This is a genomic window from Methylophaga sp. UBA2012 (genome assembly GCF_002335235.1).
Classification (GTDB): domain Bacteria; phylum Pseudomonadota; class Gammaproteobacteria; order Nitrosococcales; family Methylophagaceae; genus Methylophaga; species Methylophaga thalassica.
Genome location: NZ_DDCG01000005.1, coordinates 278,240 through 288,792, shown reverse-complemented (window position 1 = coordinate 288,792; position 10,553 = coordinate 278,240). Strand labels below are relative to the sequence as shown.

Genomic DNA, 10,553 nt, shown 5'->3' with positions numbered 1-10,553 from the left:
AAGCCCCGCATTGCGGGGCTTTTTCAGAACACATTAAAGAAAAATTTATTCTTCTTCTTTTGTTTCTTCATTAACCGCTTTCATACTTAAACGAATACGGCCTTGGCGATCAACTTCCAGAACTTTCACCTGGATTAAATCGCCTTCAGAGAGTTTATCCGACACATTTTCAACACGTTCTTCAGAAATTTGAGAAATATGTACCAGACCATCTTTACCAGGCAGAATGGTGACAAACGCACCAAAGTCCATTAATTTAGCGACGCGACCTTCATAGATCTTGCCAACTTCAACTTCAGCTGTAATATCTTCTACTCGGCGTAATGCCTGTTGTCCGGCATTGTAATCAGAAGAGAAGATCATCACGGTACCGTCATCCTGGATATCGATTGTAGCGCCTGTTTCTTCGGTAATTGCACGGATAGTAGCACCACCTTTACCAATAACATCGCGAATTTTATCTGCATTGATTTTAATGGTGATGATGCGAGGTGCAAACTCAGACATTTCAGTACGATGTGAAGAAATGACCGCATTCATTTTTGTCAGGATATGCATACGACCATCACGTGCCTGTGCTAATGCAGTGCGCATGATTTCTTCATTGATACCTTCGATCTTGATATCCATTTGCAGCGCTGTAACACCTTTTTCAGTACCAGCCACTTTAAAGTCCATATCGCCCAAGTGATCTTCATCACCCAAGATATCTGTCAGAACAGCGTAACCATTTTCTTCTTTGATTAACCCCATCGCGATACCAGCAACAGGCGCTTTGATAGGTACACCAGCATCCATCAATGCCAAGCTAGTACCACAAACAGAGGCCATTGAGCTTGAACCGTTTGATTCAGTGATTTCAGAGACCACACGAACCACATAGGGGAACTCAGCTGCAGTTGGCATAACTGCTTGCACGCCACGTTTCGCCAATTTACCGTGACCAATTTCACGACGTTTTGGCGAACCCACCATACCGGTTTCACCTACACAGTAAGGAGGGAAGTTGTAATGCAACATAAAACGATCACGGTATTCACCTTCAACCGCATCAATCGTTTGAGCATCACGCTCTGCACCTAATGTCGCGATGACAATAGCCTGCGTTTCACCACGAGTGAATAATGCAGAACCATGAACACGTGGAACCAGGCCTGTTTCGACAAAGATAGGACGAACGCTGGCAGTATCACGGCCATCAATACGTGGTTCACCAGCAATAATTCTGCCGCGAACTAATTCTTTTTCAAGCTTGGAGAAAACACCTTTCACCTCTTCTTCATCATATTCAGACTCATCAGAGACCAGTGCTTCAACAGCCGCGTTTCTAACTTTGCTCAGTTCATCCAGACGAGCCAGTTTGTCGCTAATCGCGTATGCCGCTTGAATACCAGCATAGGCTTGTTCTTTAACCATGTTGTACAAGGTTTCGTCTTTCTCTGGTGCCGTCCAGTCCCATGCAGGTTTGCCCGCTTCAGCTTGCAATGCTTTAATCAAGTCCATCGCTGTTTGCATTTGCTGATGACCGAACATAACTGAACCCAGCATCACTTCTTCAGGCAGTTCAGAGGCTTCAGATTCAACCATTAATACGGCTGACTCAGTACCCGCAACAACCAAATCCAACGCGCTGTTATCAAGTTGTGATTTATTTGGATTTAAAACATAAGCGCCATCAATATAACCTACGCGCGCAGCACCTAATGGACCATTAAATGGGATACCAGAAATAGCTAAGGCAGCAGATGCACCAATCATTGCAGGAATATCAGGATCAATTTCTGGATCCAGACCAATCACTGTGGCTACAACCTGAACTTCATTGATAAAGCCATTTGGGAATAATGGGCGAAGAGGACGGTCAATCAGACGTGAAGTCAGTGTTTCTTTTTCTGTTGGACGTCCTTCACGTTTGAAAAAGCCACCAGGGATTTTACCAGCTGAATAAGCACGTTCTTGATAATTAACTGTTAATGGAAAAAAGTCCTGGCCTGGTTTAACCTCTTTTTTACCGACAACGGTGACTAAAACTGCTGTTTCACCAAGACTTGCGATAACTGCACCACCCGCTTGGCGTGCAATTTTCCCCGTTTCTAAACTTAATGTGTGCTGGCCGTATTGAACTGTCTTTTTTACTGAGTTCACTCTTTTTTCCTTCTCTTCTCTGTTGTCAGTTATGGACCCGTTCCACAACTGATATGAATTCATAAATCTAAAAATGAATATGCCCCTGAAACCGTTATAGCTTCAGGGGCATATTTTATATATCCTGCCTTGAGGTCGCCGAATTGACCGGCCACATTGGCTGCATATTCTGAGTCACCAAAATCAACTTAGCGACGTAAACCTAATTCAGCAATCAGTGCACGGTAACGTTCGATATCTGTCTTTTTCAGATAGTCCAACATTTTACGACGGCTGCTAACCATTTTTAACAGACCTTGACGTGAATGATGATCGTGAATGTTTGTTTTAAAATGTTCTGACAAGTTTGTAATACGTGCTGTTAATAAAGCAACTTGTACTTCAGCAGAACCAGTATCACCTTCTGAACGAGCAAATTTAGTGATAAGTTCTTTCTTTTGTTGTGCAGAAATAGACATTAAATACTCCAACTTTATATAGCTTTCGCTACTAGTTAAATTCTGAACTGCCCCAGCGACTTCACACCAGAACAGCCAACCTTTTTGAGGTAGGAATTCTACCGACTTTCTTAATACGAAACAAGGCGTAAGTTAAGACACCGCATTCGCGAATAATCGCTTCGGTGCTACTACTCCCTCTGCTGACATCTCACCTAGGCCGAGAAATTGATTATTCATATTAAATAATCTGACATTTGCGCTTTTAAAGGGTGTTTGCACAGTGACCGATTGCCCAAAACCGATACTTTTTGTGCCCTCTTCATCAAGCACAATTGCAGGCCAGTCAGGTAAAGCATCTTCAGCCTGCTGCAAGCTGGCATCTAATGTTACAAAACCATCTTTGTCGGCCATTTCCTGCAAGGTTTCAACGGTTATCGCTTCTGATAAATCATAGCCTGCTACCGCTGTTCTTCTTAACATGATGACATGCCCACCGGTTCCTAAAGCATGGCTAATATCTTCAACTAAGGTACGAATATAAGTACCTTTGCTACAGCGTACGGATAAGGTGAAGCTGTCAGACTGGCAATCGATTATATCGATAGCATAAATATAAATGCGGCGCGCTTTTCGCTCAACATCAATACCTTGTCTTGCCAACTTATATAACGGCTGGCCCTGATGTTTTAGAGCAGAAAACATGGGCGGAACCTGTTCGATTTCGCCTAGAAATTGCTGGGTGACCTGGCTTAATGTGGCTTCGTTAAATTCTGGCACAGGCATTTCATTGATGACATTGCCATCCGAATCACCACTGTCAGTGACAATGCCTAATTGGCAAGTCACCAGATACTGTTTATCAGCATCTAATAAATAACTGGATAATTTGGTAGCGTCGCCCAGGCAGACCGGCAAAACACCTGTTGCTAGCGGGTCAAGACTCCCTGTATGACCTGCTTTTTTTGCATCAAACAGTCGTTTAACGCGTTGAAGAATATGGTTTGAACTGTGACCAGTAGGTTTATCAATGATCACAATACCGGTGATATCCCGGCCTTTTTTATGTCGTCTTGCCATTGCTGAATAAATTAGTCTTCGTCTTCCCGACGAATATCAGCATTTGCTTTGGCAATGAGATCGTCCATATGAAAACCATGTTCTAAGGTTTTATCGTAGAAGAACTGAAGTTCAGGCATATTCCTGAGTTTAACGCGGCCCGCCAGACCTCTGCGCAGATAACCAGATGCACTATTTAATCCTGCCAGACATTCTTTAATATCTTGCTCGTCTTCGAAACCATTAAAACGCGTTACATAGACTTTGGCATATTTCAGATCTGAAGTGACATCGACATGTGAGACGGTGACCATACCTACACGTGGATCAGAAATCTCGCGTTGAAGCATCAACGCGAGTTCTCTCATTATGACTTCGCTAAAGCGATTTGTACGACTAAATTCTCTTGCCATTACAGAGTCGGTTTCATCAATACACGTTCATAGACTTCAATCTGGTCGCCAGGTTTAACGTCTTTGTAGTTTTTCACACCAATACCACATTCGGTACCCGCATTCACTTCGTTAACATCATCCTTGAAACGACGTAATGATTCGAGTTCACCTTCGTAAACAACGACATTGTCACGTAGTACACGAATTGGGTTATTACGTTTAACCGTACCTTCAACAACCAAACAACCGGCAATATCACCAAACTTAGGCGATCTGAATACATCATCAACTCGAGCCAGACCAATGATCTCATCTCTATATACAGGTTCAAGCATGCCAGTCATCGCTTTAGTCACGACATCAAGCAAGTCGTAAATAATGCTGAAGTACTGAACGTCCAGACCTTTTTCAGCAATCACTTTTCGCGCTGCATTATCGGCACGAACGTTAAAGCCAATCAGAATCGCATCAGATGCGGCCGCAAGTTGAGCATCGGTTTCATTAATACCACCAACACCTGAGCCAACCACTCTGACTTTAACCATATCAGTAGACAGTTTTTGTAGTCCCTGACTAACCGCTTCAACAGAACCGTGCACGTCACCTTTAATAACCACATTGAGGGTTTTAACGTCACCTTCTTCCATCTTATTGAACATTTCGTCCAATTTAGCCGCTTGCTGTTGAGCCATTTTTTGCTCTCTGGCTTTGGTTTGACGGAAGTTAGCAATTTCGCGTGCGGTACGATCATCTGGTGCAGCCTGAAGCTCATCACCTGCTGCTGGAGTACCGGATAAACCAAGCAACTCTACTGGTGTTGATGGACCAGCATGATTCAGCTGTTCACCTGTTTCATTAAACATAGCCCGGACACGACCATACTCCTGACCTACGACAACGATATCGCCTTTATTTAGCGTACCTTGCTGTACCAGAACAGTTACGACCGTACCACGACCTTTATCCAGACGAGCCTCAATAACCGTACCGTGTGCAGGACCTTCTTCAGGTGCTTTCAGTTCCATCACTTCAGCCTGAATAGAAATTGCTTCCAGTAGGTCTTCAATTCCCTGGCCTGTCAATGCAGAGACAGGAATAAATTGCACATCACCACCCCAGTCTTCAGGAATGACTTCATGATTAGCCAGCTCCTGTTTAACACGTTCTGGATTAGCGTCTTGCTTATCGATCTTATTCACAGCAACAATGATCATTGATTCAGCCGCTTTCGCATGCTGAATAGCTTCAATTGTTTGCGGCATAACACCATCATCAGCGGCAACAACCAAGATAACGATATCCGTCACTTTAGCACCGCGAGAACGCATTTCAGTGAAAGCAGCATGGCCAGGTGTGTCAAGGAAAGCAATTTGTCCACGGCTGGTTTCGACTTTATAAGCACCGATATGTTGTGTAATACCACCCGCTTCGCCAGAAGTTACTTTAGTGCGACGGATATAGTCCAGCAATGACGTTTTACCATGGTCAACATGACCCATAACGGTAACAACCGGTGCTCTTGGAACAGCTTCGCCCTGATTCTCATCGGAAACTTGAAGCGCTTGTTCAACTTCATTTTCCAGAATCGGTTTCGCAATATGGCCCATTTCTTCAACAACGATAATCGCCGTATCCTGATCCAGGACCTGATTAATCGTCGCCATCGTACCAAGCCCCATAAGGGTTTTAATCACTTCAGCGGCTTTAACTGACATTCGTAGAGCCAAGTCAGAAACACTAATCGTTTCAGGTACATTCACTTCACGAACAACAGGCGCCGTTGGTTTAGAAAAACCATGTTCCTGATCTTTACTGACAGAAACTTTAGATGCACCGCCGCCTTTTTTCTTCTTACGACGACCACCTTTACCTTCGGTCACATGGAGCTCTTTACGCTCGAAATCATCATCGTTACGACCACCTTTACGGCCAGACTTATCACGATTATGTTTCGCTTCGGCATCTTTAGTTTTACGCACACCGGCTTTCTGCTCTTTGGCTTGAGCTTCAGCGGCTGCGGCTCGAGCTTTTTCTTTTTCTTTTTCTAAAGCCTCTTCTTCTTCGCGCGCTTTTTTCTTGGCTTCAAGTGCCTTTTCAGCTTCTATTCGAGCTAGGTTAGCAGCACGGCGTTTCGCATCGGCTTCTTCAAGCTTTTTATGAGCGAGCTGTGAGGCCGATAACGTTTTTTCTGTTGTTTGCTTTGGTTTAGGATTCACTTTTTCTTCAATTGCTTTTTCAGCTTTCTTAGATTTAGCTTCTTCTTCCAGGGCTTTTCTCTCTTCTTCTGCTGCTAGTTTCGCTTCTTCTGAAGCTCTATTTTCTGCTTCAATAGCAGCAGCCACTGCAGCGGCTTCTTCCTCTGACTCTCGTAAACGCCGCGCTTCGTCTTCTTGCTGACGACGCTTAGCTTCTTCTAAGCGAAGAGCCTCAAGCCTCGCTACCTCTGCAGCTTGTTGTTCAGCCACACTCAATTGAGGTGTTTGTTCAGCGTTATTGGCTGTATCTTCAACTTCATCACGTTTTACGTAGGTTCGCTTTTTGCGAACTTCTACACTGACACTTTTACCGCCACGAGCAGCACCACCTAATTTAATTTCACTGACAGACTTACGTTTCAGTGTAATTTTCTTCGGTGTGGTAGTTTCACCATCGCCAGATTTACCATGACGCTGTTGCAAGAATTGTAATAACGTCTGTTTTTGATCTTCGGTGATGAAATCATCAGGCTTTGAGACGTTAATCCCTGCTTCGTTCAGCTGTTCGACCAAGCGTTCAGCTGTAATTCCGACTGTGCCAGCTAGGTCCTTAACCCTCATGTCACTCATTGGTTACTCCCCTGCATCTGTTTGTTCGTCAGCAAACCACGATTCTCTGGCTTTCATGATAAGTGCAGCAGCTTGCTTTTCATCCATATCACCTATTTCAACTAGCTCATCAACAGCAAGCTCAGCTAAATCATCAAGATCAGTGATACCTTTACTTCCTAAGGTTAACGCGAGATCTCGTGTCATACCTTCCATATCAATCAACTCTTGTGTGGGTTCGGCCGATTCAAGTTGTTCTTCACTAGCAATCGCTCGGGTTAATAGAACATCTCTAGCTCTTGAACGCAGTTCAGCGACGATATCTGCATCAAACTCTTCAATATCTAGCATTTCATGTTCAGGCACATAAGCCACTTCTTCAAGCGAAGAGAAACCTTCCTGAGCCAGGATTAACGCGACATCTTCATCGACATCCAAATCCGCCATAAATGTTTTGATCAGAGCACCGATTTCTGATTCTGCTTTTTTATCAGCATCAGATGCTGACATCACATTGAGTTCCCAACCGGTTAACTGACTAGCTAAACGTACATTTTGACCACCACGGCCAATTGCTTGTGATAATTGTGCATCTTCAACTGCAATATCCATGCTATGTGCATCTTCATCTACAACGATAGATAACACTTCTGCAGGAGCCATTGCATTAATCGCAAAACGAGCAACATCTTGGTCCCAGAGAATAATATCAACACGTTCGCCAGCCAACTCATTGGTCACAGCCTGTACACGTGAGCCACGCATACCAACACAGGCACCAACCGGGTCAATTCGAGACTCTTTCGCTAATACAGCTATTTTAGCTCTCAAACCGGCATCACGAGCAGCACCTTTGATTTCAATCATGCCATCGCTGATTTCAGGGACTTCCAAACGGAAAAGTTCAATTAACAACTCAGGTGCAACACGACTTACAATAAGTTGAGGGCCACGACCTTCTGGTCTGATTTCTTTTAAATAACCACGAATTCGGTCACCGGTCCGGAAACTTTCACGTGGAATCATTTCTTCACGAGGTAAGAATGCTTCAGCATTGCCACCTAGATCCAAGGTGACATTACCGCGTTCTACACGCTTAACTGTACCGTGGATCATCTGACCGACTTTTTCACGATACTGATCGACCACTTGTGCACGCTCAGCTTCACGTACTTTTTGAACAATAACTTGTTTTGCAGTTTGCGCCGCAATACGACCAAACTCTACAGACTCCATCGGCTCACGGATGTAATCGCCAACAACTGCATCTGCTTTTTTCTCTTGAGCATCTTCTATGGTAATTTCTGTCTCTGGTGATTGGTAGTCTTCATCTTCTACAATCAGCCATTGACGGAAAGTTTCGTAATTACCTGTGACACGATCAATTTGCACATGTGCATCCAATGCCATGTCATAGCGTTTACGCGTAGCCATTGCTAACGCCGCTTCAATTGCCTGAAAAATGACTTCCTTACCCACGCCTTTTTCATTAGACATGGCATCGACAACCAATAAAATTTCTTTGTTATTCATCACGCCCCCAGTGGATTACGTAGCAGACCAATCCAGCTCAGTATTCAATTATTAACCGCTAATAATACGCTTTTTTTAGGCAACAAGTCTTGCTTTTGCTAACTTTGCCAAAGGTAAGGCATACACCTCACCATCCACTTCTATTAAGATGTCACCATCACTAAAGCCTTCTAAAATACCTTTAAAATTGCGTCGGCCATTGACCGGTAATTTCATGGATATTTTCGCTTCAGCACCTTTAAATCTTTCAAAGTCCCGAGCCTTAAATAAAGGTCGATCAAATCCTGGTGAGGATATTTCCAGCAAATAGGCGCTACGGATAGGTTCTTCAACATCAAGGATACCGCTCACCTGATGGCTAACCCTTTCACAGTCCTCTATACCAATACCCTGTTCAGCATCGATGTAGATACGCAAGATCGGATCAGGGCCGCCTTGAATATATTCAACGCCTACCAATTCGTATCCGAGCGTCTCTATCGACGACTCAACAAGTTGTTCAATCTGATCAGTAATGGCCATAAAGTATGTATTAAGCCTCTCAGCCTAAATCAATTCTCCAGAAAAACAAAAACCCCATACAGGGGCCCGGAATTCAAAATATTGTCATGCGGCTGATGTTCACCGCTCTGCCATAAGTATCTGCGCCGGAATACACATGTCCCCAGTACTGATAACTCTCCAGAAAGCACAGAATATTAACAGATACCTACCCAGCACAGCAACTTAAACTGCTTTCTCTCACTTTTAGCTCAATATCTTGTCATTTTTAGATCATGAAAAAAAGGATTCAATCAATATGAAATATACCTTTTATTTTCAATCACAAAACTATCCATAACCGAGTGAGTCAACTTCCAAATGAAAAAAACAGCAGGAAAACGCTTTATGAAATCATTAGCATCAATTTTCATTTTATTTTTCTCATCTATCAATATCGCCGGCCAAGTCGCTCTAGCCGATGACAACGCTGCTGCTGATTTTATTGTCTTTAAAACGCTTGAAGACAAAGATACCAGTAGTGATTGTACACAACGAGGAGGACTGCGAATTTATGTTGAAAACACCCACCCCGAAAAAACGATTGACCTGAGTTTAGACCGCTACTTCTCCACTGTCCGACAAGCTGGTCGGTCAATGTTTGCTTTGGAAAATGGCCACAGCCAGGCACTCGGCTGCAACATCGTTATGGATAGCGAACAACATTGGGAATTGATTAGTGCTGAATTCATCAGCAAAGAAGATGCTCTGCAACGCTATGGGACGTTGTATTAATGACCCAATAAAAAAGCTCAAAACAATAAATTGTTTTGAGCTTCTATATTCAGTTTGGTAGCGGGGGCTGGATTTGAACCAACGACCTTCGGGTTATGAGCCCGACGAGCTACCAGGCTGCTCCACCCCGCACCTGATTAAGCAATGCATTATACATACCACTTCATAGGCACGCAAGTCTTATTCTAATTTTCTTTTAATTTACGCGTTAAGGTATTTCTACCCCAACCTAATAATTTGGCTGCTTCCTGGCGTTTTCCAGCCGTCTTTTCCAGAGCCACTTCCATCAAAAGTTGCTCTATCAAAGGAACGACATCAGCTAAAGCCCCTTCCTGCCCGGTCAAGGCTTTATTAGCAGCCCATTGTCTGAATAATTGCTGCCAGTCTCCACCTTGTCTGCCACTATGAGCATCTATGGTTTCTGTAGAAAGCTCTACTGGCAGGTCGTCCATCTGAACAACTTGCCCGGGCGACATCACCGTTAACCAGCGGCAAGTATTTTCTAATTGGCGTACATTACCAGGCCAGGGTAATTGGGATAAATACATTTCGACATCCGAGGCTACAGACTTGGTCGACATATTTAATTCTTTTGCTGCTTTATTTAAAAAATACGCAACCAGGGCAGGAATATCTTCTCGTCTTTCACGAAGTGAAGGAATATGAATACGAATCACATTGAGGCGATGAAATAAGTCCTCACGAAAATCGCCACGTTCAACCAATTTTTCTAAATTCTGGTGTGTTGCCGCAATGATACGTACATCGACTTTGACGGCACTATGCCCACCCACTCGGAAAAATTCACCATCCGATAACACACGTAACAGGCGCGTTTGTAACTCAATGGGCATGTCACCAATTTCATCTAAAAACAGCGTACCGCCATTAGCCTGTTCAAAGCG

9 protein-coding genes and 1 tRNA gene are annotated in these 10,553 nt (G+C 43.8%); 1 reads left to right on the top strand and 9 read right to left on the bottom strand.

Annotated elements, in window-relative coordinates; translation table 11 throughout:
• Window positions 1-45: 45 nt before the first annotated feature.
• The 7 genes from pnp to rimP all read right to left on the bottom strand — a co-directional run bounded on the left by pnp (window position 46) and on the right by rimP (window position 8,895).
• Window positions 46-2,145 carry a polyribonucleotide nucleotidyltransferase gene (pnp, locus tag B2248_RS06250; RefSeq protein WP_007145765.1) on the bottom strand — a complete coding sequence of 700 codons (2,100 nt, stop codon included), beginning with the start codon at window positions 2,143-2,145 and terminating at the stop codon, window positions 46-48.
• Window positions 2,146-2,333: 188 nt separating this feature from the next.
• The gene (gene rpsO, locus B2248_RS06245; protein WP_007145766.1) at window positions 2,334-2,603 is read right to left on the bottom strand and encodes a 30S ribosomal protein S15; all 270 of its coding nucleotides are present in this window, start codon (window positions 2,601-2,603) and stop codon (window positions 2,334-2,336) included.
• Window positions 2,604-2,735: 132 nt separating this feature from the next.
• A complete protein-coding gene (truB, locus tag B2248_RS06240) occupies window positions 2,736-3,662 on the bottom strand; it encodes a tRNA pseudouridine(55) synthase TruB (protein ID WP_273182286.1) in 927 nt (308 codons plus the stop codon).
• Window positions 3,663-3,673: 11 nt separating this feature from the next.
• Window positions 3,674-4,054: a 30S ribosome-binding factor RbfA gene (rbfA, locus tag B2248_RS06235; RefSeq protein WP_273182289.1), complete on the bottom strand. Its 381-nt coding sequence runs from the start codon at window positions 4,052-4,054 to the stop codon at window positions 3,674-3,676.
• Complete coding sequence (gene infB, locus B2248_RS06230; protein WP_273182292.1) at window positions 4,054-6,861, bottom strand: translation initiation factor IF-2; 2,808 nt, start codon at window positions 6,859-6,861, stop codon at window positions 4,054-4,056. The genes rbfA and infB overlap by 1 nt, the downstream gene beginning before the upstream one ends.
• A 3-nt stretch (window positions 6,862-6,864) precedes the next feature.
• A complete protein-coding gene (gene nusA / locus B2248_RS06225; protein WP_007145770.1) occupies window positions 6,865-8,373 on the bottom strand; it encodes a transcription termination factor NusA in 1,509 nt (502 codons plus the stop codon).
• A gap of 75 nt (window positions 8,374-8,448) precedes the next feature.
• A complete protein-coding gene (rimP, locus tag B2248_RS06220; RefSeq protein WP_007145771.1) occupies window positions 8,449-8,895 on the bottom strand; it encodes a ribosome maturation factor RimP in 447 nt (148 codons plus the stop codon).
• Window positions 8,896-9,261: 366 nt separating this feature from the next.
• Between rimP and B2248_RS06215 the strand changes: the two genes are divergently transcribed.
• Window positions 9,262-9,648, top strand: a complete 387-nt coding sequence (locus B2248_RS06215) for a hypothetical protein (protein WP_273182295.1) — start codon at window positions 9,262-9,264, stop codon at window positions 9,646-9,648.
• Window positions 9,649-9,703: 55 nt separating this feature from the next.
• Here the strand turns inward: B2248_RS06215 and B2248_RS06210 are convergent.
• Window positions 9,704-9,780: transfer RNA gene (locus B2248_RS06210), tRNA-Met, on the bottom strand.
• Window positions 9,781-9,833: 53 nt separating this feature from the next.
• Window positions 9,834-10,553: sigma 54-interacting transcriptional regulator (locus B2248_RS06205; protein ID WP_286722434.1), on the bottom strand; the 720-nt coding region annotated here is incomplete at its 5' end.

Coding starts and splice junctions, on each gene's coding strand:
- rpsO (WP_007145766.1), bottom strand. CDS start 2,603: ATGTCTATTTCTGCACAACAAAAGAAAGAACTTATCACTAAATTTGCT.
- truB (WP_273182286.1), bottom strand. CDS start 3,662: ATGGCAAGACGACATAAAAAAGGCCGGGATATCACCGGTATTGTGATC.
- rbfA (WP_273182289.1), bottom strand. CDS start 4,054: ATGGCAAGAGAATTTAGTCGTACAAATCGCTTTAGCGAAGTCATAATG.
- infB (WP_273182292.1), bottom strand. CDS start 6,861: ATGAGTGACATGAGGGTTAAGGACCTAGCTGGCACAGTCGGAATTACA.
- nusA (WP_007145770.1), bottom strand. CDS start 8,373: ATGAATAACAAAGAAATTTTATTGGTTGTCGATGCCATGTCTAATGAA.
- rimP (WP_007145771.1), bottom strand. CDS start 8,895: ATGGCCATTACTGATCAGATTGAACAACTTGTTGAGTCGTCGATAGAG.
- B2248_RS06215 (WP_273182295.1), top strand. CDS start 9,262: ATGAAATCATTAGCATCAATTTTCATTTTATTTTTCTCATCTATCAAT.